22 protein-coding genes are annotated in these 23,914 nt (G+C 69.9%); 12 read left to right on the forward strand and 10 right to left on the reverse strand.

Going from position 1 to position 23,914, the window contains the following annotated elements; translation table 11 throughout:
* Positions 1 to 18 precede the first annotated feature (18 nt).
* Positions 19 to 765 (reverse strand): DeoR/GlpR family DNA-binding transcription regulator, encoded by a 747-nt coding sequence (locus ACULPM_RS03110; RefSeq protein ID WP_445331134.1) that lies wholly within the window; start codon positions 763 to 765, stop codon positions 19 to 21.
* A 161-nt stretch (positions 766 to 926) separates the two neighbouring features.
* Positions 927 to 1,835 (reverse strand): glycyl-radical enzyme activating protein, encoded by a 909-nt coding sequence (locus ACULPM_RS03115; RefSeq protein WP_445331133.1) that lies wholly within the window; start codon positions 1,833 to 1,835, stop codon positions 927 to 929.
* A 152-nt stretch (positions 1,836 to 1,987) separates the two neighbouring features.
* On the opposite strand from ACULPM_RS03115, the gene ACULPM_RS03120 reads away from it, so the two are divergent.
* The 3 genes from ACULPM_RS03120 (at position 1,988) to ACULPM_RS03130 (ending at position 6,087) form a co-directional block, all read left to right on the forward strand.
* A complete protein-coding gene (locus ACULPM_RS03120; protein WP_445331132.1) occupies positions 1,988 to 4,408 on the forward strand; it encodes a glycyl radical protein in 2,421 nt (806 codons plus the stop codon).
* Between the two features lie 87 nt (positions 4,409 to 4,495).
* Entirely contained in the window at positions 4,496 to 5,173 is a 678-nt protein-coding gene (locus ACULPM_RS03125) for a transaldolase family protein (RefSeq protein WP_445331131.1), read from the forward strand.
* Between the two features lie 293 nt (positions 5,174 to 5,466).
* Positions 5,467 to 6,087, forward strand: coding sequence for a hypothetical protein (locus ACULPM_RS03130; protein ID WP_445331130.1), 621 nt, complete (start codon positions 5,467 to 5,469; stop codon positions 6,085 to 6,087).
* A 184-nt stretch (positions 6,088 to 6,271) separates the two neighbouring features.
* On the opposite strand, the gene ACULPM_RS03135 is transcribed toward ACULPM_RS03130, so the two are convergent.
* Positions 6,272 to 7,675: an aminopeptidase gene (locus ACULPM_RS03135; RefSeq protein ID WP_445331129.1), complete on the reverse strand. Its 1,404-nt coding sequence runs from the start codon at positions 7,673 to 7,675 to the stop codon at positions 6,272 to 6,274.
* Between the two features lie 286 nt (positions 7,676 to 7,961).
* Positions 7,962 to 8,873, reverse strand: a complete 912-nt coding sequence (locus ACULPM_RS03140) for a hypothetical protein (protein ID WP_445331128.1) — start codon at positions 8,871 to 8,873, stop codon at positions 7,962 to 7,964.
* A 177-nt stretch (positions 8,874 to 9,050) separates the two neighbouring features.
* Between ACULPM_RS03140 and fba the strand changes: the two genes are divergently transcribed.
* The 9 genes from fba (at position 9,051) to ACULPM_RS03185 (ending at position 18,212) form a co-directional block, all read left to right on the forward strand.
* On the forward strand, positions 9,051 to 9,923 hold the full coding sequence (gene fba / locus ACULPM_RS03145) for a class II fructose-1,6-bisphosphate aldolase (protein WP_167930887.1): 873 nt from the start codon (positions 9,051 to 9,053) through the stop codon (positions 9,921 to 9,923).
* Between the two features lie 301 nt (positions 9,924 to 10,224).
* Complete coding sequence (gene dltA, locus ACULPM_RS03150) at positions 10,225 to 11,844, forward strand: D-alanine--poly(phosphoribitol) ligase subunit DltA (protein ID WP_445331127.1); 1,620 nt, start codon at positions 10,225 to 10,227, stop codon at positions 11,842 to 11,844.
* Positions 11,841 to 13,040, forward strand: a complete 1,200-nt coding sequence (gene dltB / locus ACULPM_RS03155; protein WP_445331126.1) for a D-alanyl-lipoteichoic acid biosynthesis protein DltB — start codon at positions 11,841 to 11,843, stop codon at positions 13,038 to 13,040. Before dltA ends, dltB begins: the two co-directional genes overlap by 4 nt.
* Positions 13,030 to 13,314, forward strand: coding sequence for a hypothetical protein (locus tag ACULPM_RS03160; protein WP_445331125.1), 285 nt, complete (start codon positions 13,030 to 13,032; stop codon positions 13,312 to 13,314). The genes dltB and ACULPM_RS03160 overlap by 11 nt, the downstream gene beginning before the upstream one ends.
* Positions 13,315 to 13,326: 12 nt before the next feature.
* The gene (locus ACULPM_RS03165) at positions 13,327 to 14,568 is read left to right on the forward strand and encodes a D-alanyl-lipoteichoic acid biosynthesis protein DltD (protein ID WP_445331151.1); all 1,242 of its coding nucleotides are present in this window, start codon (positions 13,327 to 13,329) and stop codon (positions 14,566 to 14,568) included.
* 61 nt (positions 14,569 to 14,629) lie between these two features.
* Positions 14,630 to 14,884, forward strand: a complete 255-nt coding sequence (gene dltC / locus ACULPM_RS03170) for a D-alanine--poly(phosphoribitol) ligase subunit DltC (protein ID WP_167930892.1) — start codon at positions 14,630 to 14,632, stop codon at positions 14,882 to 14,884.
* Position 14,885: 1 nt separating this feature from the next.
* A complete protein-coding gene (gene dltD / locus ACULPM_RS03175) occupies positions 14,886 to 16,070 on the forward strand; it encodes a D-alanyl-lipoteichoic acid biosynthesis protein DltD (RefSeq protein WP_445331124.1) in 1,185 nt (394 codons plus the stop codon).
* The gene (locus ACULPM_RS03180) at positions 16,067 to 17,677 is read left to right on the forward strand and encodes a serine hydrolase domain-containing protein (protein WP_445331123.1); all 1,611 of its coding nucleotides are present in this window, start codon (positions 16,067 to 16,069) and stop codon (positions 17,675 to 17,677) included. Before dltD ends, ACULPM_RS03180 begins: the two co-directional genes overlap by 4 nt.
* The gene (locus ACULPM_RS03185; RefSeq protein ID WP_445331122.1) at positions 17,613 to 18,212 is read left to right on the forward strand and encodes a GNAT family N-acetyltransferase; all 600 of its coding nucleotides are present in this window, start codon (positions 17,613 to 17,615) and stop codon (positions 18,210 to 18,212) included. Before ACULPM_RS03180 ends, ACULPM_RS03185 begins: the two co-directional genes overlap by 65 nt.
* An 88-nt stretch (positions 18,213 to 18,300) precedes the next feature.
* On the opposite strand, the gene ACULPM_RS03190 is transcribed toward ACULPM_RS03185, so the two are convergent.
* From ACULPM_RS03190 to sufC, 6 genes are all read right to left on the reverse strand, one after another.
* Positions 18,301 to 18,741, reverse strand: coding sequence for an RrF2 family transcriptional regulator (locus tag ACULPM_RS03190; protein ID WP_167930896.1), 441 nt, complete (start codon positions 18,739 to 18,741; stop codon positions 18,301 to 18,303).
* Positions 18,742 to 18,844: 103 nt separating this feature from the next.
* Positions 18,845 to 19,282, reverse strand: coding sequence for a Fe-S cluster assembly sulfur transfer protein SufU (gene sufU, locus ACULPM_RS03195; protein ID WP_167930897.1), 438 nt, complete (start codon positions 19,280 to 19,282; stop codon positions 18,845 to 18,847).
* Positions 19,269 to 20,507: an aminotransferase class V-fold PLP-dependent enzyme gene (locus ACULPM_RS03200; RefSeq protein WP_445331121.1), complete on the reverse strand. Its 1,239-nt coding sequence runs from the start codon at positions 20,505 to 20,507 to the stop codon at positions 19,269 to 19,271. Before ACULPM_RS03200 ends, sufU begins: the two co-directional genes overlap by 14 nt.
* Positions 20,507 to 21,670: a SufB/SufD family protein gene (locus ACULPM_RS03205; RefSeq protein ID WP_445331120.1), complete on the reverse strand. Its 1,164-nt coding sequence runs from the start codon at positions 21,668 to 21,670 to the stop codon at positions 20,507 to 20,509. Before ACULPM_RS03205 ends, ACULPM_RS03200 begins: the two co-directional genes overlap by 1 nt.
* On the reverse strand, positions 21,670 to 23,097 hold the full coding sequence (gene sufB, locus ACULPM_RS03210; protein ID WP_445331119.1) for a Fe-S cluster assembly protein SufB: 1,428 nt from the start codon (positions 23,095 to 23,097) through the stop codon (positions 21,670 to 21,672). Before sufB ends, ACULPM_RS03205 begins: the two co-directional genes overlap by 1 nt.
* The gene (sufC, locus tag ACULPM_RS03215) at positions 23,094 to 23,903 is read right to left on the reverse strand and encodes a Fe-S cluster assembly ATPase SufC (protein ID WP_445331118.1); all 810 of its coding nucleotides are present in this window, start codon (positions 23,901 to 23,903) and stop codon (positions 23,094 to 23,096) included. The genes sufB and sufC overlap by 4 nt, the downstream gene beginning before the upstream one ends.
* Between the last annotated feature and the right edge of the window lie 11 nt (positions 23,904 to 23,914).

The following is a 23,914-nucleotide window of genomic DNA, read 5'->3' on the forward strand; positions in this document are numbered from 1 at the left end:
CGGCGGCACGGCTCCGCGCTACGCGCAGACGAGCCCCACGCCGGCCGCGGCGAGCTCGGTGCGCGCCTCGTCGCTCACGTGGGAGTCGGTGATCACGCTGACGTCCTTCTCGCCTAGCGCAAGCGGCACGGTTCCGCGGCGGCTGAACTTCTCGCTCTCCGTGAGCACCACCACGCGCTCGGCGTGCTCGGCCATGTCGCGCACGGCCTGGGCGCGCATCTGGTCGCTGTTGGTGAAGCCGGTGCGCGCGGAGAACCCGTCCGTGCCGGCGAAGAGCTGGTCCACGTAGAACCCCTCGACGCACGCGCGCACCATGGGTCCCACCATGACCTGCGAGTCCTTCTGGTAGATGCCGCCGATGAGCACGACCTTCACCGTGGGGTCGTCGCGCACGGACGAGGCGATGAAGGCGCTGTTGGTGATGACGGTGACCTCGCGTCCATCCGCGGCGAGCTGAGCCACGAGCAGCGCGCAGCAGCTGCCGCTCTCCACCATGATCGTGTCGCCGTCGTGCACGAGCTGCGCGCCGCGCCGGGCGATGGCACGCTTCTCCTCGTAGTGGTAGGCGAGGCGTCCCTCCACGTTGTCCGTGCTGCGCAGCACCGCATAGCCGTGCTCGCGGCGGATGAGGTGGCGCCGCTCGAGCTCCGTGAGGTCCTTGCGCATGGTGACCTGCGACACGCCGAGCTCCTCGGCGAGCGCCGAGACCTCGACGCGCGTGCGCTCGGTGAGGATCTCGAGAATCCGGTTGGTGCGTGAGGGCATGACGTTCTCCTTTGAATGCCTATTCGTAAGGAGTATTGCATAATGCGCTTACGAACGAAGCTCTCAAAGAATCGATAGCTCGTGCGACTGTACACATGCGGTGTTTTTTGACCCTTAAGGCGCAAAAACAGGGGCATATGTACACTCCGGGGAAGTAGCCCTCAGAAGAATGCGTCAATCCCGGCGTCCACGTAGACCTGCCGGAACCCCTCGAGGTCCTCCTCGTGGAGGTTGGCGAGGCCATGGAGGCGGTAGTCGCGGCCGAGCAGGTCGTACTTGTTCTCGCCGAAGTTGTGGAAGGGGAGGAGCTGCACGCGCGAGGCGCCGACCTCGTGGAGGCGCTCCGCAAAGCGCCGGGCGTCCTCGGGTCCGTCATTGAAGCCGGGGATGACGGGCGTGCGCACGAGCACGTCGACGCCGCGCTCGATGGCAGCGCGCGTGTTGGCGAGGATGAGGGCGTTGTCCACGCCCGTGCCCTCGCGGTGCGCCGCGGCGTCCCAGTGCTTCATGTCGATGTAGGCGTGGCTGAGCAGCCCGGCCACGCGGTCGAAGTCGCGCGCGGGCACGTAGGCCGTGGTCTCCACGTTGGTGTCCACGCCCGCCTCGCACAGGAGGCCGAGGAGCTCCACGCAGAAGTCCGGCCAGGTGAGGGGCTCGCCGCCCGAGAGCGTGACGCCGCCCCCGCTCTGCAGGTAGAAGGGCTCGTCCTGCATGCACTCCTCGAAGACGTCCTCTGTGGTGCGGGTGCGCCCGGCAACCGTGAGCGCGCGCCCCGGGCAGCCCGCGACGGCGGCCGCCGCCTCCGGCGACGCGGCGTCCACCGCGCGCACGTCCACGTGGCGCCTGTCCTCTGGCCCCGCCGCCGCGACGCCCGGGCACGCCGCCAGGCACGCCCGGCAGCCGACGCAGCTCCGGGCGTTCCACTCGAGCTGCGGGCGGCGCAGCTGGCTCTCCGGGTTGGAGCACCAGTAGCAGCGCAGCGGGCAGCCCTTGAGGAAGACCACGGTGCGAATGCCGGGCCCATCGTCGAGGCTGAACTTCTGCACGTTGAATACGGTCGCTGTCTGCATGGTCCCTCCCCGTGCCTCCGTCCCTCTCCTCGCTATCATTCTAAAGTACTTACGAACGAAAGTAAATCTCATTCCGAACGTTGACACTGCACCCGCCGGCTGCTATAAGTATGCTGTAGCCAGAAGGCGTCCCACGAGAAGGGAAGTCCCAGATGTCCCAGGCAAACGAGAGCCACTTCGGCGAGCTCACGTCCCGCATGAAGGCGTTTCGCGAGGAGATGCTCGACGAGAAGCCCTACATCGACGCCGAGCGCGCGGTGCTGGCGACGGAGGCCTACCGGGCCCACCAGAACCAGCCCAGCGTGATGAAGCGCGCGCTCATGCTCGAGAAGATCCTCGACAACATGACGATCTACATCGAGGACAAGACCCTCATCGTGGGCAACCAGGCCACCAAGAACAGGAACGCCCCAATCTTCCCCGAGTACACGATGGAGTTCGTGATCGACGAGCTCGACACCTTCGAGAAGCGCGACGGCGACGTCTTCTACATCACGGAGCAGACCAAGCAGCAGCTTCGCGACCTCGCGCCCTTCTGGGAGAACAACAACCTGCGCGCCCGAGGCGAGGCCCTCTTGCCCGACGAGGTCCAGGTCTACATGGAGACCGGGCTCTTCGGCATGGAGGGCAAGCTCAACGCGGGCGACGCCCACCTGGCCGTGAACTACGCTCGCGTGCTCTCGGACGGCCTTGCCGGCTACGAGGAGCGCGTCCGCGCGTGCCGGGCCGCCCTCGACCTCACCGACCCTGACGCCATCGACAAGAACGTCTTCTACAAGGCCGTCCTCGTGGTGATCGCCGCGGTGCGCCGCTTCGCCGCGCGCTACGCCGCGCTCGCCCGCGAGATGGCCGCCTCCGAGAAGGACGAGGCGCGTGCCGCCGAGCTGCGCCGGATCGCCGAGACCTGCGACCGCGTGCCCTACGAGCCCGCCCGCTCCTTCCGCGAGGCCGTGCAGTCCGTCTGGTTCATCCAGCTCATCCTGCAGATCGAGTCCAACGGCCACAGCCTCTCGTACGGCCGCTTCGACCAGTACATGTTCCCGTACTACCAGGCGGACGTCGAGTCCGGCGCCATCACGCGCGACGAGGCGCTCGAGCTTCTCACCTGCCTGTGGATCAAGACGCTCTCCGTCAACAAGGTCCGCAGCCAGCCCCACACCTTCTCCTCGGCCGGCAGCCCCATGTACCAGAACGTCACCATCGGCGGCCAGACCGCAGACAAGACCGATGCGGTCAACGACCTCTCCTTCCTCGTGCTGCAGTCCGTGGCGCAGACCCGCCTCACCCAGCCCAACCTCACGGTGCGCTACCACGCGGGGCTCAACAAGAAGTTCTACGACGAGTGCATCGAGGTCATGAAGCTCGGCTTTGGCATGCCCGCCCTCAACAACGACGAGGTCATCATCCCGTCCTTCATCAACTGGGGCGTGGCCGAGGAGGACGCCTACAACTACTCCGCCATCGGCTGCGTGGAGACGGCCGTCCCGGGCAAGTGGGGCTATCGCTGCACGGGCATGAGCTACGTGAACTTCCCGCGCATGCTGCTCGTGGCCATGAACAACGGCGTGGACGTCACCTCCGGCAAGCGCTTTGCCCACGGCTACGGCTACTTCCGTGACATGAAGAGCTACGACGAGCTCATGGAGGCCTGGGACAAGACCGTGCGCGAGGTCACCCGCGCGAGCGTCATCGTGGAGAACGCCATCGACAAGGCGTCCGAGCGCGACGTGCCCGACATCCTCTGCTCCGCGCTCACGGACGACTGCATCGGCCGCGGCAAGACCATCAAGGAGGGCGGTGCGGTCTACGACTTCATCTCCGGCCTGCAGGTGGGCATCGCCAACATGGCCGACTCCCTTGCGGCCATCAAGAAGCTCGTCTTTGACGAGGGCCGCATCACCCCGGCAGAGCTTGCCGACGCGCTGGAGAGCGACTTCGCGGGCGAGCAGGGCGAGCGCATCCGCCAGATGCTCGTGAACGACGCCCCCAAGTACGGCAACGACGACGACTCCGTGGACCAGCTCGTGGTGGACGCCTACCAGTCCTACATCGACGAGATCGCCAAGTACCCCAACACGCGCCACGGCCGCGGCCCCATCGGCGGCATCCGCTACGCCGGCACCTCCTCGATCAGCGCCAACGTGGGCCAGGGCATGGGCACCATGGCCACGCCCGACGGCCGTCACGCCCACGAGCCGCTGGCAGAGGGCTGCAGCCCCGCGCACAACGCGGACACCCACGGCCCCACCGCCGTCTTCAAGTCCGTCTCCAAGCTCCCCACGGAGAAGATCACCGGCGGCGTGCTGCTCAACCAGAAGGTCACGCCCGCGACGCTGGCCACCGAGCGCAACAAGCAGAAGCTCGAGATGCTCATCTCCGCCTTCTTCGACCGCCTGCATGGCTATCACGTGCAGTACAACGTCGTGGACCGCGCCACCCTCATCGACGCGCAGGAGCACCCCGAGCGCCACAAGGACCTCATCGTGCGCGTGGCCGGCTACTCCGCGTTCTTCAACGTGCTCAGCCGCGCCACCCAGGACGACATCATCGCCCGCACCGAGCAGACCCTGTAACATGTCCCAAATTGCGGAAAAGTGGAAAAGCGTGGAAAAGGGACAGGCACTTTTGCACGCCAACAAGCTAGCGAAAGGAATGACCTCATGAAGCTCATCATCGACGACGCCGACGTCAACGCCATCAAGCGCCTGGTGGAGTACTACCCCGTTGACGGCGTGACAACCAACCCGTCGATCCTCGCCGCCTCCGGCCGCGCGCCCTTCGAGGTCCTGCACGAGATCCGCGACATCATCGGGCCCGAGATGGAGCTCCACGCGCAGGTCGTGGCCCGCGACGCCGAGGGCATGGTCGCCGATGGCAAGCGCATCGTGGACGAGCTCGGCGCCAACACCTTCCCCAAGGTTCCGAGCGTCCCCGAGGGCTTCAAGGCCATCCGCATGCTCGCCGCGGAGGGCATCCGCACCACCGCCACGGCGATCTACACCCCCATGCAGGCGTTCCTCGCCGCCAAGGCCGGCGCCTCCTACGCCGCGCCCTACATCAACCGCATCGACAACATGGGCTATGACGGCGTGGGCGTGGCCATGGAGATCCACGACATCTTCCGTGCCAACGACCTCCCCTGCGAGGTGCTCGCTGCGAGCTTCAAGAACTCCCAGCAGATCCTCGAGCTCGCCCGCTACGGCGTGGGTGCCGTGACAGCCGCTTCCTCCGTGATCGAGGGCCTGGTCAAGAACGCCGCCATAGACGCCGCGGTGGACGCCTTCACCGCCGACTTCGAGGGCCTCGTCGGCGCCGGCAAGACGATGGCCGACCTGTAGGGGCGGGCGAGAAGGACCTCGGCCCCGGGGCCCACGCGCAACCCGGGATTTCCAACATCCGCGTTTGCGCGTGATAGAAGTTGAACTACCGAACGCGTAGCTCGGGAAACGTGGCCGCTTGGCCGCAAAATCCCGAGCTACGCGTTCTTCTCGCCATGCGCAACCCGAGATCTCTGCGAAGGGTCCTGCCCGGCCGCCCTAGCCTGCGACGTAAGCGTTGCGCAAGGGATGCCGGCCAAGCCAACATTTCCCCTTGCGTCAGGCTAACGTTGTCCTGAGAGCAGAGGGGGTATATGGAAGCGCACGAGGACGATACGTACGCGAGGCTCAAGGCGGCGATGGAGGAGGCGGAGGCGAGCGAGTCCCCCGTGGAGTCCGCCCGTGACCGCCGGCGCCGCTATCTGGCGATTGCCTTGATTGTGATTGTTCCCCTGGCTGTGGTCAGCTATGTCGCGTGGGGGCTCATCGGCCTTTTTACCTTGGGCAAGACGGACGAGGGGCCGATTGCGGTGGCGTATCGGCTCGTGGGCGTTCCAGGCTGGCTTGCCATCTTCTCCTTTGGCGTCGTGGCGGTGGCGCGGCAGCTGCGCGACGACTTCAAGGGCGTGGGCGAGCGCATCTTCGGGGCGGTCATCATCGCGCTCATGGTGTGTACCTGCTACGTCTTCGTGGGGCAGCCGCTGCTGGACATTCCGTACCTCTTCGATCCCGTGCGCGTCGAGCTGCACGATGTCGAGACGAGGGACGTGAGCGGCGAGAGCGGCGCGACGTACTACCTCCGTGGCGTCGACGAGGCCGGCAAGGAGTGGGAGTTCCGGATCAACGGCGATACGTTCCTCAGCTGGGACCGCGACCGCACCACCGCCACCGTGACCGGCCTCCCCAACACCCAGGTGACGCTCGCCATCGAGTGACCCTCCCCGCGCCCTCCAGAAGGTGGAGGCCCTGAGCGACGGCCGCCAGGAGTTCCCCACGTGCCGTCGCAGTCAACCGCTCACGCAAGAGGCCGCCCCTCCGACCTGCTAAGCAGAATCTTCCGCGAAGCGCAGTTCTGCGTGCAGGTCGGAGGGGCGGCCGTCGTGGCTGCGAGTCAGTCTGCTACGCGAGCTTGAGGAACTCCTGGTAGCCGCGATACGCCTCGTACACGTCGGCCTTGCTCGTGGCCTCCCAGGGCGCGTGCATCGAGAGCACCGGCACGCCGCAGTCGACGACGCTCATGCCGTAGGTCGCCAGGATGTAGGCGATCGTGCCGCCGCCGCCTGCGTCCACCTTGCCGAGCTCGGCGGTCTGGAAGTGCACGCCGCCCTCGTCCATCACGCGGCGGATGATGGCCAGGTACTCGGCGTCGGCGTCGTTGGAGCCGGACTTGCCGCGGCTGCCGGTGTACTTGTTGAACGTGAGGCCGTGGCCCAGGTAGCAGCTGTTCTTCGGCTCGAAGACGCTCGCGAACGTGGGGTCGAAGCCGGCCGAGACGTCGCTCGAGAGCATGTTGGAGTTCGCGAGGCAGCGACGCAGCGCGAGCGGGCCGGTCTCGCCGGCGAGCTCGAGCACCTCGGCCATCGTGTTCTCGAAGAAGTGGCTCGTCATGCCGGTGGCGCCCACCGAGCCGATCTCCTCCTTGTCGACGAGCAGGGTGACGGCGGTGCGCGCCGGCGCCTCGGCGTCGAGCTGCGCCACGAGGCTCGTGTAGGCGCACACGCGGTCGTCCTGGCCGTAGCCGAGGATCATCGAGCGGTCGAGGCCCAGGTCGCGGGCAGCGCCCGCGGGCACGACCTCGAGCTCGGCGGAGAGCAGGTCCTCCTCCTCGATGTCGAGCAGGTCGCGCAGGATGCCGAGCACGCCGGCCTTGACCGGGTTCTTCTCGGCGTCGTCGTCCTTCTCGCCCTCCTTGACGACGACCGGGCGGTTGCCCACCAGGACGTCGAGCATCTCGCCCTCGATGACCTCGGTGGCCTTCTTGCCCATCTGCTCGCTCGCGAGGTGGGGGAGGAGGTCGGTGATGCAGAAGACCGGGTCGTCGTCATCCTCGCCGATGACCACGGAGACGACGGTGCCGTCCTTCTTGGCCACCACGCCGTGGATGGCGAGCGGCATGGCTACCCACTGGTACTTCTTGACGCCGCCGTAGTAGTGCGTGTCGAGCGTCACGAGCTCGTTCTTCTCGTCCACGGGGTCCTGCTTGACGTCGAGGCGCGGCGAGTCGACGTGCGCGCCCAGGATGTTCACGCCCGCCTCGAGGGGCTCGGTGCCCAGCTGGAGCAGCATGAGGGTCTTGTCGCGGTTGACGGCGTAGACCTTGTCGCCGGGCACGAGGCGCTCGCCGGCCTCGATGCGGCTCTCCAGGCTCACGTAGCCGGCCTCCTCGGCCATGGCCACGGCGGCGGCGCAGCACTCGCGCTCGGTCTTGTTCTCGGAGATGAAGGCCTTGTAGCCCTCGCAGAGGTAGTGCAGCTGGTCGAGCTGCTCCTCGGTGTATTCCTTCCATGCGTTCGGACGGTCCATGGGACTCCCTTCCTCGGAGATACGCAAATCGGCTCACGATTCTAGACCAGCCCGCCGGCGCGGGCCAGGGAGGCGTTGTGGAATCTGGGGTCGTGGCAGCGCGGGGCGGGTGCGCGTTGCGGGGAAGGGGGTTGTGGCAGCGCGGGGGCTGCCACAACCCCCGATTCAAGAACAGGGGCGAGAAGAACCGCAGGATTCGCTGATCCGCGCCTGCCATAACCCCTCTTTGGACAACGCCCGCTCGCGAAAAAGTGCCACGGGGCCGATTTCCGCAGCGCGCCCGCGCCTACGGCCGGCCGGCCGGGTCCGCGGTCCCCGTGGAGCCGCCGGCACTCGTCGACCCGCCGGTCCCGGCGCCTGTGCCCGCATCGCCGCCGGCGTCGGAGCCGGTGCCGCCCTGCGCGTCGGAGCCGGAGCCCGCACCCGTTCCCGCGCCCGCGTCGGTCCCGGAGCCCGCACCTGCGCCCGACCCCGTCCCGGGCTGCGCGCCGCCCTCGTCCGACGCGCCCGCGCCGCCCTGCGCCCCGGACCCCTGGTCGCCCGTGCCGGCGTCGCCCTCGGCGGGGGAGTCCGCAGGCTCGCCGCCCTGCTCGCCGACCGTCTCCGCAGCGGTCCCCCCGGTCGGCGGCTCGGATGCCTGCGGCGCTTCCTCGGCCGCGGCCCCGCCCTGTTCCGCGGCCGGCGCGGCGGGCGAGAAGGACGGCCCGATGCCGGCTCCCTGCGTGGCGAGGCTCACCACGAGGGCGTACGCCAGCACGACGGCGATGGCCGCGACCGTGGCGATGACGGCGACGCGGCGGTGCAGGCGCGTGCGCTGGCGCTCGCGGGCGGCGTCGATGACCTCGGGCGGGGCGATGGGCGTCCCGGAGGCGGCGACGCGCGCGCCCTCGGCGGGGGCGGGCGCGGGGGCGCTCGCGGGCATGACGCGGGTCGCGCCGGCGGCCGGCGTCGCGCCCCCTCCCGCGGGGTCGGGGCCGAGCGAGCGGAGCTTCTCGGCGGAGGCGTTGATGAGGTTGCGGTAGACCTGCGTCGCCACGCTCGACGCCACCGCGCCGATGACCGCGCCGATGATCGACCCGGCGATGCCGATCTGCGCCGAGAGCGCGAAGGACGTGGCCGCCGCGAGGCCCGTCGCCACGATCTGCGAGAGGGAGAAGTCCCCGAGGATGCCTCCGCGTCGCTCGTTCTTATCGGCCATGCGCCCTCCCTCGACGTTCTCCCTGGCTCCCCAATTGTCGCCCGTGACGTGCGGCATCACGAAGACCTAACAAAACCGTTCCCCCAAAATGTGGCTGTGAGACCGATTTCCGCTGCGTGTCGGGGTATCATTTACCCGTACTGTCCTTCCGGGTTACACCAACGTATGGAGGTCAACATGCTCGTCAACGCTACTGCCATGCTTCAGGCCGCAGAGAAGGGCCACTACGCCGTCGGCGCGTTCAACACCAACAACCTCGAGTGGGCGTCCTCGATCCTCGACGCCGCCGAGGAGCTCCAGTCCCCGGTCATCATCCAGTGCACCTCCGGCGCCGCCAAGTGGCAGACCAGCTACAAGGTCGTCGCCGACATCGTGAAGCAGCTCGTCGAGGACAAGGGCATCACCGTGCCGGTGGCCCTCCACCTCGATCACGGCACCTACGAGGATGTCTTCAAGTGCATCGAGGCCGGCTTCACCTCCGTCATGTATGACGGCTCCCACGAGGAGACCTTCGACCTCAACCTCCAGCGCACCGCCGAGGTCGTCAAGGCCGCCCACGCCAAGGGCATCTCCGTCGAGGCCGAGGTCGGTGGCATCGGTGGCGTCGAGGACGGCGTCGCCTCCAACGGCGAGCTCGCCGACCCCGAGCAGTGCAAGGCCATCGCCGACCTCGGCGTTGACTTCCTCGCCTGCGGCATCGGCAACATCCACGGCATCTACCCCGAGAACTGGGCCGGCCTGTCCTTCGACCGCCTCGGTGAGATCAAGGCCCTGACCGGCGACCTGCCGCTCGTCCTCCACGGCGGCACCGGCATCCCCGTCGACCAGATCCAGAAGGCCATCTCCCTCGGCATCTCCAAGATCAACGTCAACACCGACCTCCAGGTCGTCTTTGCCGAGGCCACCCGCAAGTACATCGAGGAGGGCAAGGACCAGCAGGGCAAGGGCTACGACCCGCGCAAGCTCCTCAAGCCCGGCCGCGACGCCATCGTCGAGCGCACCAAGGAGCTCATGGAGGAGTTCGGCTCCACGGGCAAGGGCTGGGCGTAAGCGAGAAGAACGGCGAGAGGAACGCCCGCCATTGGGGTGATTTCGGCGCCTGTTCCCACGTCGGGGGGGGCTGGCCGCCTTCCTGTGCCGCGCGGCCCAGAACCGCAAACCCGCTGGTTCCGCTAGGGGTCACGTGTCAGATCTGTCACGTTGCCGTAATGCCGCGGCATTCAAGCTTCCCCTATCTTTTGTGCGTTGTCGGTGTCGATTGGCGCCGCGTCGCACAGGGGCGTATCGCGCGCCGCCGGAGGGGTACCTACTCCGGTCGTCGGGTGCGACGCCCGAGGAGAGGATGGATGCCATGGAGTTTCTTGACCTCGTGGAGAGGCACGCGCGGGAGCACCCCGAGGCGGAGGCGCTCGTCACCTCCGACGGCGCCCGCATGGGCTACGGCGAGCTCTGGTCGGCCTCGGGCGGCGTGGCGGCCCTGCTCGCGAGGGAGGCCGCCCGCGACGGCCGCCCCGCGCACGAGCCGGTGATGGTCTACGGGCACAAGTCCCCGCTCATGCTGGCCTGCCTGCTCGCGTGCCTGCGCTCCGGGCGCCCCTACGTGCCGTGCGACTGCCACAGCGTGCCGCCCGTCCGCGTCCGCGCCATAGCCGCCCAGCTCGGCTCGCCCGTGCTGCTCGCCGTGGAGCCCCTGCCGCCGGAGGCGCTTGCCGACGGGGAGGGCGGCGCCCTCGCCGCCGACGTCTGGGACGCCGAGAAGGTCGCGCGGGCCGCCGCGCTGAGCGAGCGGCCCGACGCCGGCCTCGCCGTCTCGGGCGACGAGCTGGCGTACGTGCTCTTCACCTCGGGCTCGACCGGCGCCCCCAAGGGCGTCGAGGTCACCGCCGCGTGCGTGGACCGCTTCATGCCCTGGTGCGTCTCGATCATGGGGCCGGGCGTCGCGGCGGGCGCCCCGCGCCGCTTCCTCGACCAGGCGCCCTTCTCCTTCGACCTCTCGGTCTTCGAGCTCGTGGGCGCGCTCGCCACGGGAGGGGCGCTCTTCTCGCTCACGCACGCGACGCAGTCCAGCATGCGCGACCAGCTGGCGGCGCTCGGCGCGTCCGGGGTCTCCATCTGGGTGTCCACGCCCTCGTTCGCCGAGATGTGCCTCGCCGACCCGTCCTTCTCGGCGTCCCTCATGCCCCGGGTCGAGACCTTCCTCTTCTGCGGCGAGACGCTCACCAACGCCTGCGCGCGCAGGCTCCAGGAGCGCTTCCCCGCGGCGCGCGTGGTCAACTCGTACGGGCCCACGGAGTCGACGGTCGCGGTGAGCGCCGTGGAGGTGACCCCCTCGATGGCGGCCGCCCCCGACCCGCTGCCCGTGGGCGCGCCGCGGCCGGGCACGCGGATCAGGGTCGTCGACGAGCGGGGCGCGGACGTGGCGACGGGCGCCCTCGGCGAGGTCGTCATCGAGGGGGACACGGTGGCGCTCGGCTACCTCGGGCAGCCCGCGCTCACCGCCACGCGGTTTGGGTCCGCGACCCTGGGCGGGCGCCCGGTTCGCACCTACCGCACGGGCGACGAGGGCTGGCTCGACGAGGGGGGCATGCTCCACTACCACGGTCGGATCGACCTCCAGGTCAAGCTCAACGGCTACCGCATCGAGCTCGGCGACGTGGAGTCCCACCTCGCGCAGGTCCCGGGCGTCAAGGCGGCGGCCGTGGTGGCCGCCACGCGCGACGGCCGGGCGGACCACCTCGTGGCCCACGTGGTCTGGGAGGGCGAGCGGCCCTCCTCGGACTTCGAGCTCGCGCGCGACGTCAAGGCCCGCCTGCGCTCCAGCCTCCCGCACTACATGATCCCGCGGCGCATCGTCTTCGACGACGCGCTCCCCGTGACCCCCAACGGGAAGGTCGACCGCCACGCGCTCGTCGAGGAGCTCCCGCGGCGCGGGGCACGCGGGCGCCGCGGCGTGGGAGGGGGCGCCGCATGACGTTCTACGCCTCGCCGGCGTTCTTCGTCGCGCTCGTCGCGCTCGTCATCCCCGCCGCCGCGCTCGGCCTCTCCGGCCGGCCGATCAAGCGCTACGGCATGGCGGCCTCCGCCGTGATGCTCGCCCTGCTCTTCTCGGGGAGCGCGGCGCAGCTCGTGGCGTTTCTCGCCTTCGTGCTCGTCTCCACCGCGGCCATGCGCCTCACGCTCAGGAGCTGGCGGGGCGGGGAGGGGTCAGTCGCGCTCTACCGCGCGTGCCTCGCGGCGACGCTCGCCCCGCTCGTCGCGTACAAGCTCGCCTCCGGCGCGGGCTCCGGCGTCGCCGACCTCGTGGGCTTCGCGGGCATCTCGTACGTGACCTTCCGCGCGGTGCAGGTGCTCATAGAGATCAGAGACGGGCTCATCACCGAGCTCACGGTGGGCGACTACCTCTACTTCCTCACGTTCTTCGCCACCATCACCTCGGGCCCCATCGACCGCAGCCGGCGCTTCCTCGCGGACGCCAACGCGCCGCTCGGCCGGGACGAGTACGCCGACCTGCTCTCTCGCGGGGTCCTGCTCGTCCTTCTCGGCGCGGTGGGCCAGCTCGTCATCGCCACGATCGCGCTGCGCTACTACCAGCCCGACCGGCCGCTCGTCTCGGCGGGGCTCGCCTACGGCGTGGCCCGGCAGGTGGCAAACGCCTACCTCTACGGCATCTACCTCTTCTTCGACTTCGCCGGCTACAGCCTCATGGCCATGGGCGTGAGCTACTGCCTGGGGATCCGCTGCCCGAGGAACTTCGACGCGCCCTATCGCGCGGTGGACCTCAAGGACTTCTGGAACCGCTGGCACATCACGCTCTCCACCTGGCTGCGCGACTTCGTGTTCATGCGGCTCGTGCGCTCGCTCACGCGCCGGAAGCTCCTCTCCTCGCGCCTCCAGCGCGCCTGCGCGGGCTACGTCGTCAACATGCTCGTCATGGGCGCCTGGCACGGCCTCACGGCCGACTACCTGCTCTACGGCCTCTACCACGGCGTGCTGCTCGCGGGGCTCGAGGTCTGGCAGAAGAAGTCGGCGTTCTATCGGAGGAACCACCAGAGGCGGTGGTACCGCGTGTGCTCCTGGTTCGTGACGATGCAGCTCGTCATCATCGGATTCGCCATCTTCTCGGGGCAGCTGAGCTCGATCGTGGGGAGGATCGTCAATGGCCTGTGACGTCGGGAGGGGCCCGTCGGCTGACGCCGCGGGAAAGAGGGACGCGCTGGGAAGGAAGGACGCGGCGGGCGAGAAGGACGCGGCGGGCGAGAAGGACGTGCGGCCCACCCTCGCCGCCCGGCGTGCCCGCCTGGTCGCGTGGTTCTTCGGGGACAGCTGGTCCGCCGCGCTCGCGTGGGCCGCGGTGGCGGTCGCGTGCGTGGGCGTGCTCGCGTGGTTCTTCCTCGTCTCGCCGTTCGGGGTCCCCGCGCAGCCGGTCTATGCGGGATTCTAGGGAGGTGTCGTGATGCGTCGTCGGCTCTGCGCGCTTCTCGCCGTGCCGTGCCTGGCCCTCGCGGCCCTCGCGGGCCTCTGGGCGTGGTCCGGCTCCTACGTCGGCACGCTCGCCGCGTCCGCGCCCTACGTCGACTACCTCTCCACCCGGGAGGTGGCGAGCCTGGAGTTCGTCCGCGCGTCGCTCGCGGGCCGGCGCGCCCTCGGCAACGACACGCGCCTCGTGTTTGGCACCTCCGAGCTCTACCCGGGCGGGAAGGGCCCCGCGCACCCGGTCGCGCTCCTGCGGGGGCGCGCCCACGGCATCGACGTGATGCCCGTGGGCCGCGCCTACTGCGAGAGCCTCTGGCAGGCGGTCGAGCTCGGTGCGCTCGCGCCCGACGTCCTCGCGACGGGGGACGACCGCGTGGTGGTCTTCCTGAGCATGCAGTGGTTCATGCCCAGCCGCAACACGGCGGCGGACCTCTCCACGTCCTTCTCGCAGGGCGCCCTGGACGCGCTCATGGCGAGCGACACCATATCGGACGAGGTCAAGGCCCGCGTCCGCGCCCGCCTGGCCGCCTATGGGACCATCGCGGAGGGGGAGGACAACCCCGTGTTCGAGGCGGCCTCCGCCGTCGACGGCGCCGCGCGCGGGGCGCAGGGACGCGTCCGGCTCGCGCTCGAGCTGGCCTCGGGAGGGCCGTCCAACGGCATGGCGGGGCAGACGGACGCCGAGGTCACGGCCGCGGCCGGGGACGGCGGGGACGCCGAGCCCAACTGGGACGCGCTCATATCCGAGGGCCGCGCGCTCGCCGAGGCCGACTCGACGAGCAACGAAGCGGGCTACGCGGACGCCGTCTGGACCTCGGGGGAGTACGACCGCTTCCTCGCCGCGTCGCGCCGCTGGAGGCCGTTTCCCGGCGGCGGCCTCTTCAGCGAGCAGGAGTTCGGCGACTTCCAGCTGCTGCTCGACGTCTGCCAGGAGGCGGGGCTCCGGCCGCTCGTGGTGATCCAGGCCAACAAGGGCTGGGCATACGACCAGACGGCCTACGACGGGCCCGTCCGGGAGGGCTTCCGCGACCGGGTGGAGGCCATGTGCGCCGACGCGGGCGTGGAGGTCGCGGACTTCTCGGCCTATGACGACGACCTCCTCTTCTGCCGGGACGCCTCGCACCCCTCGGCGCTCGGGAGCGCCTACTACTCCCGGTGCATCTACCGGTGGTTCACCGAGGGCGTCGTGGACACGGGCGTCCCGCCCGGGGGCGCCGCCTGAGCGGCCGCGCCCGACGCGTGGCCGACGGATGGGACAGGGCTGACGATCAAAGGAGAACGACATGGCAAAGATGGGACATGACGAGGTCATGGGACGCGTGCTCGACCTTCTGGCGGACGTCTGCGGTGACGACGCCGCGCGCGAGCACCCCGATGACGACCTCTTTGAGCTGGGGCTGCTTGACTCCATGGCGGCAATCGAGCTCCTGGTGGGGCTCGAGGACGAGTTTGGCGTCACAATCGCCCCGACCGAGGTCGAGCGCTCGGAGATGAACTCCGCCCGCACCATCGCGGCGCAGGTCGAGAGGCGCCTCTAGCATGAGGCGCCACGCGCGGCGGCCCGGCGCCCGCCCGTCGGCGGGCGTCCGGCGCCTCGTGGCCGTGACGGGGGCGCTCGCGCTCTGCGTCGGGACGCTCGCCGGGCTGTGGTGCGCCCTGCCCTCGAACGGCCCCGCCGACCCCACGAGGATCTACGACTACGTCTATGCGGACGGCAAGTCGGAGAACGAGGACTTCACGCTGGCCAACATGTCCGACGACGGCTACCTCTGCTTCGGCTCCTCGGAGTTCGCCATCTCCAAGGACCTGGTGAGCATGTGCCCGCAGGCGGTCTTCGGCGAGAGCGTGGCCGGCGTGGACATGACCTTCGTGGGCCAGGGCTACGACCAGAGCCTCTGGCAGGCGATAGCGGCCGGCGCCTACGGCGGGCGCGTGCGCAACCGCAAGGTCATGATCGTGGTCTCCCCGCAGTGGTTCTTCAAGGGGAACGGCGACCAGGACAAGTTCGAGGGGCGCTTCTCCTACTCCCTCTATCGCGCCTTCGCGCAGAACCCCGACATCTCGGACGAGACGAAGGAGTACGTACGCGCCCGCTGCGAGGCGCTCGGCGTCCCGGCGGCCGAGCTCGACGCCGCGGACCCCGGCGCCTCGCCGGCGGATGCGGTGAACGGCTGGTTCCACGACCTCGCGGACGCGTGGCGCCTGCGCTCCCGGGTCCCGGGGATCGTGGCCATCTCGCCCTCGAAGAGCCCCGCGCGCACGGCCGGCGTCCCCACCGGGGAGCCCGACTGGGACGCCCTGCTCGACGAGGCCCGCGCCGAGGGGGCGGCCGCCTGCACGACGAACGACTTCTGCGTCTACGACGCCTACTGGGAGAAGAACCACACGTTCATGCCCGAGCTCTTCGAGAACTTCCACGAGGCCGACGACGAGTACGCGGACCTCGCGTGCCTGCTCGAGGTCTGCCGCGAGGCGGGCCTGGAGCCGCTGGTGTGCATCCTGCCGGTCCACGGGCGCTGGTACGACCTCGCCGACGTCTCCCAGGAGGAGCGCGAGGCCTACTACGCGCGGGTGCGGAAGATCTGCGACGACGCGGGGGCGGCCTATGCCGACTTCTCCGGCTGCGAGTACGAGCCGTACTTCCTCTGCGACACGGTCCATCCCGGCTGGGTGGGCTGGGTCAGGATCGAGCGGGCCTTCTACGACTTCGTGACCGCGCCATGAGCGGGGCGAGCGGGGCGGCCCCCGGGAGGGCGCGCGCCGTCGCCGTCCTTCTCGCGTGCGCGCTCGCGCTGACGCCCGCGGCGGCCCGGGCCGACGAGGCGCTCCTGCCCGGTGAGGACGACCTCGGCGAGCCGGGCCTCTCGGCCGAGGAGGTGGCCCGCATCACGGAGCCGGAGCTCGACCCCACCGAGGACGGTGCGGCGCGCCCCGGCGACGAGCCGCGGGGAGACGAGCTCGCGTCCCGGCTCGACGACTACCTCGACGAGGCGTTCCCCGCCTGCGGCATGCCGGGTGCCGCCGTGGCCGTGGTGGATGCCGGCGGGGTGCGCTACCTGCGCTGCCTCGGCGACGTCACGGGACCGGACGAGACCTTCCTCATAGGCTCGCTCTCCAAGTCCATGACGGCGGCGGCCGTGATGCAGCTCGTGGACGAGGGGGCCGTCGACCTGGACACGCCCGCCGCGGCGTATGCCCCGGGCTATGGCGTCCCCGCGTCGGTGACGGTGCGCGACCTGCTCAACCAGACGAGCGGATTTGGGTACTTCGAGCCGCTCTCGGGCGCGCGGTCGGGCGAGGCCGCCGGGTCCTTCTCGTACGCCAACGCCAACTACGACCTGCTCGGGCGCATCGTGGAGTGCGCGAGCGGGATGCCGCTGGGGGCGTACCTGCGCGAGTTTGTCTTCACCCCGCTCGGGATGGGCGACGCCTCCGCTGGCGGCGAGCCCGAGCGCGCCCCCCGGGCAGAGGGGCACCGGTCGTGGTTCGGCATGTGGGCGGCGGACGGCTTCGAGCATCGGGAGGGAGACGACGCCTGGGGCGGCCCGGCCTCGGGATACGTCCGCGCGAGCGTCTCGGACATGGCGGCGTACCTGCGGATGTATCTCAACAGCGGGGAGGTGGCGCCCGGCGGCGCGCGCGTGCTCTCGTCCCGCGCCGTCCACCGGATGATCTTCTCGCGCGTGCCCGACCCCGACGGGGACACCTACTACGGCATGGGCTGGACCACCTACTCCTGGGGCGACGGCGAGCTCGTGATGTCGCACGACGGCCAGGTGGAGAACTACGTGGCGCGCATGTGCGCGATTCCCGGCCGCGACCTCGCGATCGTGGTGCTCGCGGACGGCAGCGACGAGTTCGGCGGCAACGAGGCGTTCTTCTCGCTGGCGGACGGGGTGACGGCCATCGCCGTGGGCGGGCGCGCCGACCCCGCGGACGCGGCGGCGCGCCCGGGCGAGCACGCGCGCTACGACGCGCTCTACGCGCTTGTCGTCCTGCTCAGCGCGCTGCCGCTCGCGTGGGGGGCGGTGCGGCGGCTCCGCGGGTCCCGGCGGGCGCCTCGGGCGCTGCCGTTCCTGCTGCTGCACATGGCGGCGCCGGTCTACCTGCTGGGCGCCCCGCCGCTCCTCACGGGCATGCGCTGGCGCGACTTCGCCGCCTACTACCCGGACCAGACGCTCGTCCTTCTCGCCTGCTGTATCCTTCTTCTCGTGGGAGGCCTTGGCGGCCTTTCGGGAATGGCCCGGGCGATGGGGAGGGGGCGCGATGCCAGAGGTGCCGGTGGCGCCGGTGGTGCCGGTGGCGCCAGAAATGCCGGTGACGCTCGATGACGGCGTAGTGCGCCTGGTGTCTCCCGACCAGGTGCGGCCGGCCGAGCTGCTCGACTACGTGACGCGCAACCGCGCGTTCCTGCGGGAGTTCGAGCCCGCCCGCGAGGACGGCTACTACACCGAGGGGGCGCAGCGGGAGCTGCTCGAGGCCGAGCTCGCCGCCTGGCGAGAAGACCGTGGGTATCGGCTCTACGTGCGGCTCGTGGCCGAGGGCGGCCTGCTCATCGGCAGCGTTGCCCTGAACAACGTGGTGCGCGGCGCCTTCCTGAGCGCCCACCTGGGCATCCGCATGGACGGCGCGCGCGGGGGCCGCGGGTACGCCACGCGCGCGACGCGCCTCGTGGTGGACTGGGCCTTCGGCGAGCTGGGGCTCCATCGGGTGGAGGCCAACGTCATGCCCCGCAACGCCCGCTCGCTCAGGGTGCTTGAGAAGTGTGGCTTTGCCAACGAGGGGCTCTCGCCGCGCTACCTGCGCATCAACGGGGTCTGGGAGGACCACGTCCACATGGTGCGCCTGAACGACGCGCTGGAGTAGCGGCCGGCATCGACGCCCTGGGCGCCGCCCGTCCCCTGGGGCGACGTCCGTGCGGGGCGTGCCGGGAGCGGGGCCCGGGGTCGCGGCGCTAGATGGGCTTGGCGGTGCAGGGGCCCGCGTCGTCGGGGCGCACGAGGTCGGCGAGCGTTCGGCTGTCCAGGTAGGAGGACGTCACGCGGCCGAGGTCGCGCCAGACGCCCACGGTGGTGCAGGTGTCTCGCTGCGGGCAGAGCTCCTCGTTGGTGCAGTCGAGGCAGCTCACCGGCGCGAGGGATCCCTCCGCGGCGCGAAGAAGCTCGCCGAGGGTGTAGTCCTCCGGCTTGCGCGTGAGCTGGTAGCCGCCGCCCTTGCCGCGCTGGCTGCGCACGTAGCCGGCCTTGTGCATGAGCGAGATGACCTGCTCGAGGTACTTGCGCGAGATGCCCTGCCGGCGCGAGACGTCGCCGAGCGAGACCCAGCCCTCGTGGCAGGCGAGGTCCGCCATCGCGCGCAGCGCGTACATCCCCTTGGTCGAGAACATTCCAGCCATCTCGTCACCTCCGTCTGTAAATTGGGGACGTGTTTTTTCTCTCTGTTAATTGGGGACGGGTTATTTCTTCCTGAGAGAAAAAACACGTCCCCTTTTCCTTGGGTTAGCGGCCCCGTGCCTCGAGCATCTCGTCGAGCGTGCGCCAGGCCAGCTCGGCGCACTTCACGCGCGCGGGCATGTGCGCGATGTCGCGCAGCAGCACGCCGTCCTCGAGCGCCTCGAGCGCGGCCTCGTCGGTCTCCTCGCCGCGGACCATGCGCATGAACAGGGCGCAGAGCTCGCGGGCCTCCTCGGGCGTCTTGTCGATCATGAGGTCGCTCATGATGTCGGCGCTCGCCTGGGAGATGGCGCAGCCGTGGCCGGTGAAGGCTGCCTCCTCGATGGTGCCGTCGTCAGCGAAGCGCACCGAGAACGTGAGCTCGTCGCCGCAGGAGGGGTTCACGCCCTCGTGGCTGCAGTCGGCGTCCTCGAGCTGGTACTTGTAGTCGGGGTGCGAGACGTGGTCCATAAAGGCCGCGTTGTAGAGGTCAGTCACTGCCATGGAAGATCCCCCAGACTTGGCTCAGGCCGTCGACGAGGCGGTCCACGTCGGCGGCGTCGTTGTAGAACGCGAGGCTCGCGCGGCAGCAGGCGAGGTTCTCCACGCCGAGCCACGCGAGCAGCGGCTGCGCGCAGTGGTGGCCGGCGCGGATGCACACGCCGGAGGCGTCGAGGATGCTCGCGACGTCGTGCGGGTGTACGCCACGCACGTTGAAGCTGATGACGCCGTGGTGCCGGGCGGCCTCCGCAGGGCCGATAAGGTCGACGAAGTCCAGCTCCGCCAGGCGCTCGAACGCGTAGGCCACAAGCGCCGCCTCGCGCTCGGCCACCGCGTCAAGACCCACGGCCTCGGTGAGGTAGGTAAGCGCGGCGCCGGTGGCGTAGATGCCGGCGGCGTCCTGCGTGCCGGCCTCGAACTTCTCGGGCACGGGCGCCCACGTGGCGTCCTGCTCGCGCACGGAGTCGATCATCTCGCCGCCGGTGAGCATCGGCGGCATGGCCTCCAGAAGCTCGTGGCGGCCCCAGAGCACGCCCACGCCCATCGGCCCCAGCGCCTTGTGGCCGGAGAACGCGAGGAAGTCCGCGCCCAGCTCGTCCACGCTCACGCGCAGGTGCGGAACGGACTGCGCGGCGTCCACGACCATCACGGCGCCCACGGCGTGCGCGGCGTCCGCGAGCCTGCGGACGGGCAGCTCGCAGCCCATGACGTTGGAGACGTGCGCGGCGGAGACGATCTTGGTGCGCGGCCCGATCTTCTCGGCAATCTCCGCGTCCGTGAGCGTGCCGTCCTTCTCGGGGTAGAGGTAGACGAGGCGCGCGCCGGCGGCGCGGCAGGCCTCCTGCCACGGGATGAGGTTGGAGTGGTGCTCCATGATGGTGATGGCAACCTCGTCGCCGGGGCCCAGGACGCGGGGCGAGAAGGACTTGGCCACGAGGTTCAGGCTCTCGCTCGTGTTGCGCGTGAAGACCACGTCGCGCGCGTCGGGGGCCCCGATGAGGGCCGCCACCTGCGCGCGGACATCGGCGATGGCTGCGGTGGCCGCCACGGAGAGGCTGTAGAGGCCGCGCAGCGGGTTGGCGTTCATGGTCTCGTAGAAGCGGCGCTGGGCGTCGAGCGCGCAGGCGGGGCGCTGTGCGGTGGCCGCGCTGTCGAGAAACGCGATCTCGGGGTGGCCGGCCAGCAGCGGGAAGTCCGCGCGGTACGGGTTCTGACGGATGTCGATCATCACGCCTCCTCGGTGTGCAAAAGTGCCTGTCCCTTTTGCACGGCGCTCGCCTCGACGACGGCGCGGGCCTCGGGGCAGGGGGCGTGCATGAGAGCGTCCTCGTAGAGGGCGCTCACGAAGAGGCGCTCGGCGTCGGCGCGGGAGAGGCCGCGGTCGGCGAGGTAGGCCAGCTGCTCGGGGCTCACCGAGCCGATCGTGGCGCCGTGGTTGCCGGCGACGTCGTCCTCGTCGCAGAGGATCGTGGGCAGCGTCTTGTTGACCACGTCGTCGCCCAGCACGAGCACGGTCTCCGCCTCGTTGCCCTGCGCGCCCTTGGCGCCGTGGACGAGGTCGATCGTGGTGCGCAGGCCCTTCTTGGCCGCGTCCTCGAGCACGCCGTTGTAGGCGAGCTCGGAGCGCGTGCTGCGGCCGCGCTGGCGCACGACCTCGTTGACGTCCAGGACCTCCGTGCCGCCGGCGTGGTAGCGGCAGCCCAGGTCCACGCGCGCGCGCTCGCCGGCGAGGTCGCAGGCGAGGCCCAGCGCGACGGTGCCGCCGCCGAGCAGGTACTGGTGCACGTCCACGCGGGCGTCGCGCGCCGCGGAGATGCCCACGCTCTCGAGGTGCTGCTGGGTCGCGCCCACGCCCACGTACTCGTGCAGGTGCACGCGCGCCCCGGCCTCGACGATCACGCGCAGCAGCGACGCGGATGAGACATTGGGGACAGGTTCGTTTGTCTCATCCGTGGCGGGCGCGTCGGGGGAGGTGGCGTTGTCTGCGGATGAGACAAACGAACCTGTCCCCAATGTCTCACCCGCGGCCACGACGATGGTGGCCTCGGCTCCTGCGCGGACCATCACGCCCGTGTCGGCGACGTCGCCGGCGCCCACGGCAACCACGATCGGCTCCTCGCGCCTCTCGTCGCGCGGGACCTCCACGTAGCGCGCGCCGCGAGCCTGGGACTCCACCCAGTCGGTGACCTTGCGGCCCATCCCGCACTCCACGCCCTCGAAGAGGCGCGGCAGCGAGAAGTACACGTCGCCCTTGCGGCCTCGCAGGGGCACCGTGAGCGTGATGTCGTTCGTGCGCAGGCGGTTCCACGTCTGCGCGGGGGTAACGTTGACGCGCTCGAGGGTGAGCTCGCCCTCGGCGCCGGCCTCGGGCGCCAGGTTCTTCTCGGCCATCATCCTATGGCCCCTTCCATCTCGAGCTTGATGAGGTTGTTCATCTCCACGGCGTACTCCATCGGGAGCTCCTTGGAGACGGGGTTGGCAAAGCCGTTGACCACGAGCGTGCGCGCCTCGGCCTCGGAGCAGCCGCGGCTCATGAGGTAGAGCACCGTATCGTCCGAGATGCGGCCGATCGTGGCCTCGTGGCCCACCTGAGCGGTGGCGTTGCGCACGTCCATCGCGGGGATGGTGTCGGAGCGGGAGATGTCGTCGAGCATGAGGCTCTGGCAGCTCACGCTGCAGCGCGCGCGGTCCGCGTGCCGGCCGATCACCACGGAGCTGCGGAACGTGTTCACGCCGCCGTCCTTGGAGATGGACTTGGTGCTTACGGACGCCGTCGTGTCCGCGCCGTTCATGATCACCTTGCAGCCGGTGTCCAGGTCCTGCGTGGCGCCGGCGAACGTGATGCCGGTGAACTCGCAGGTGCCGCGGTCACCCGCCATGATGGTGGAGGGATAGAGGTAGCTCACGTGGCTGCCAAAGCTGCCGGAGACCCACTCCATCTTGGCGTCGGCGCCGATGGTGGCGCGCTTGGTGTTGAGGTTGTACATGTTCTTGGACCAGTTCTCGATCGTGGAGTAGCGCAGGCGCGCGCCGTCCTTCACGAAGAGCTCCACGGCCCCGGCGTGCAGGTTCGCCTCGTAGTACTTGGGCGCGGAGCAGCCCTCGATGAAGTGCAGGTCAGCGCCCGGCTCCACGATGATGAGCGTGTGCTCGAACTGGCCCGCGCCCGCGGCGTTGAGGCGGAAGTAGCTCTGCAGCGGGTAGGGCAGCGTCACGCCGGCGGGCACGTAGACGAACGATCCGCCCGACCACACGGCGTAGTGCAGCGCGGCGAACTTGTGGTCGGTGGGCGGGATCAGCGTGCCGAAGTACTCATGCACCACGGGCTCCCACTGGGGGTCGTGGAGGGCGTCCTCGATCGTGGTGTAGATGACGCCCTGCTCGGCCACCTCCTCGCGCATGTTGTGATAGACGATCTCCGAGTCGTACTGGGCGCCCACGCCGGCGAGGCTCTCGCGCTCCGCCTCGGGGATGCCCAGGCGCTCGAAGGTGTCCTTGATGTCCTCGGGCACGTCGTCCCAGCTCTTGGCCTGCTTGGTCTTGGGCGAGACGTACGTGGAGATGTGGTCCAGGTCCAGGCCTTCGATGCTCGGGCCCCAGTTGGGCGCCATCTCGCGCGCGTGGTAGAGGTCGAGCGCGCGCAGGCGCATCTCGAGCATCCACTCGGGCTCGTCCTTCTTGGCGGAGATCGCGCGGACGATCTCGGGCGTCAGGCCGTCGTCGTAGCGCTCGTAGCCCTCCTCGGACTTGGTGAAGTCATAGAGGGAGCGATCGACGTCGGCGACCTGCGTGCGGTTCTTGCTGCGCTCCTCGCTCACCGGGCATCACCGACCATGGGGCAGCCCGGACAGTCCGCGCAGGCCGCGTCGTCCTGGCCGGCCCCGCGCTCGAAGCGCTCGAAGCCGTGGGCATCGATGTCCGCGATGAGCCCCGCGGGCCCCTCGGCCACCATGCGGCCCTTGACCATGACGTGCGTGCGGTCCACGTCAAGCCGCTCGAGGATGCGCGTGTTGTGCGTGATCACGATGAGGGCGCCGCCCACCTGCTCGCGGTAGGCCTGGATGCCGCGGGAGACGATGCCCAGCGCGTCCACGTCAAGGCCGGAGTCGGTCTCGTCGAGGATGGCCAGCTTGGGCTGGAGCAGCAGGAGCTGCAGCATCTCGATCTTCTTCTTCTCGCCGCCGGAGAAGCCCACGTTGAGCTCGCGCATGAGGAAGCCCTGGTCGAGCTCCAGCTGGTCGGCGATGGCACCCACGCGCTCGCGGAACTTGCGCGCGGTGGTCTTGAGCTCAGGGCGCATCTGGCAGATCGAGCGCAGGAAGCTGTAGAGCGGCACGCCGGGCACCTCCACGGGCGCCTGGTAGGAGAGGAAGATGCCGGCGAGCGAGCGCTTGTCGGCGCTGAGCTCGGTCACGTCCTCGCCCGCGAAGCTGATGGAGCCCGAGGTCACGCGATAGGCGGGGTCGCCCATGATGACGTGGCCGAGCGTGGACTTGCCGGCGCCGTTGGGGCCCATGAGGACGTGGCACTCGCCCTCGCCCACGGCGAGGTCCACGCCGTGCAGGATGGGCTTGTCCTCGGTGCCCGCAGAGAGGGCGCTCACGTTGAGCAGCTGAGTGGACATGTTCCGCCTTT

It is taken from the genome of Thermophilibacter sp. ZX-H3 (assembly GCF_052599055.1).

What these genes read in the sequence shown, in the direction of transcription:
- ACULPM_RS03120 (WP_445331132.1), top strand. Translation starts at nt 1,988, where the DNA reads ATGTCCCAGGCAAACGAGAGCCACTTCGGCGAGCTCACGTCCCGCATG.
- sufU (WP_167930897.1), bottom strand. Translation starts at nt 19,282, where the DNA reads ATGGCAGTGACTGACCTCTACAACGCGGCCTTTATGGACCACGTCTCG.
- ACULPM_RS03110 (WP_445331134.1), bottom strand. Translation starts at nt 765, where the DNA reads ATGCCCTCACGCACCAACCGGATTCTCGAGATCCTCACCGAGCGCACG.
- sufC (WP_445331118.1), bottom strand. Translation starts at nt 23,903, where the DNA reads ATGTCCACTCAGCTGCTCAACGTGAGCGCCCTCTCTGCGGGCACCGAG.
- dltB (WP_445331126.1), top strand. Translation starts at nt 11,841, where the DNA reads ATGACGTTCTACGCCTCGCCGGCGTTCTTCGTCGCGCTCGTCGCGCTC.
- ACULPM_RS03125 (WP_445331131.1), top strand. Translation starts at nt 4,496, where the DNA reads ATGAAGCTCATCATCGACGACGCCGACGTCAACGCCATCAAGCGCCTG.
- ACULPM_RS03130 (WP_445331130.1), top strand. Translation starts at nt 5,467, where the DNA reads ATGGAAGCGCACGAGGACGATACGTACGCGAGGCTCAAGGCGGCGATG.
- ACULPM_RS03205 (WP_445331120.1), bottom strand. Translation starts at nt 21,670, where the DNA reads ATGGCCGAGAAGAACCTGGCGCCCGAGGCCGGCGCCGAGGGCGAGCTC.
- ACULPM_RS03165 (WP_445331151.1), top strand. Translation starts at nt 13,327, where the DNA reads ATGCGTCGTCGGCTCTGCGCGCTTCTCGCCGTGCCGTGCCTGGCCCTC.
- ACULPM_RS03140 (WP_445331128.1), bottom strand. Translation starts at nt 8,873, where the DNA reads ATGGCCGATAAGAACGAGCGACGCGGAGGCATCCTCGGGGACTTCTCC.
- dltA (WP_445331127.1), top strand. Translation starts at nt 10,225, where the DNA reads ATGGAGTTTCTTGACCTCGTGGAGAGGCACGCGCGGGAGCACCCCGAG.
- ACULPM_RS03185 (WP_445331122.1), top strand. Translation starts at nt 17,613, where the DNA reads ATGCCAGAGGTGCCGGTGGCGCCGGTGGTGCCGGTGGCGCCAGAAATG.
- fba (WP_167930887.1), top strand. Translation starts at nt 9,051, where the DNA reads ATGCTCGTCAACGCTACTGCCATGCTTCAGGCCGCAGAGAAGGGCCAC.
- dltD (WP_445331124.1), top strand. Translation starts at nt 14,886, where the DNA reads ATGAGGCGCCACGCGCGGCGGCCCGGCGCCCGCCCGTCGGCGGGCGTC.
- ACULPM_RS03135 (WP_445331129.1), bottom strand. Translation starts at nt 7,675, where the DNA reads ATGGACCGTCCGAACGCATGGAAGGAATACACCGAGGAGCAGCTCGAC.
- ACULPM_RS03115 (WP_445331133.1), bottom strand. Translation starts at nt 1,835, where the DNA reads ATGCAGACAGCGACCGTATTCAACGTGCAGAAGTTCAGCCTCGACGAT.
- ACULPM_RS03200 (WP_445331121.1), bottom strand. Translation starts at nt 20,507, where the DNA reads ATGATCGACATCCGTCAGAACCCGTACCGCGCGGACTTCCCGCTGCTG.
- ACULPM_RS03160 (WP_445331125.1), top strand. Translation starts at nt 13,030, where the DNA reads ATGGCCTGTGACGTCGGGAGGGGCCCGTCGGCTGACGCCGCGGGAAAG.
- ACULPM_RS03180 (WP_445331123.1), top strand. Translation starts at nt 16,067, where the DNA reads ATGAGCGGGGCGAGCGGGGCGGCCCCCGGGAGGGCGCGCGCCGTCGCC.
- dltC (WP_167930892.1), top strand. Translation starts at nt 14,630, where the DNA reads ATGGCAAAGATGGGACATGACGAGGTCATGGGACGCGTGCTCGACCTT.
- ACULPM_RS03190 (WP_167930896.1), bottom strand. Translation starts at nt 18,741, where the DNA reads ATGGCTGGAATGTTCTCGACCAAGGGGATGTACGCGCTGCGCGCGATG.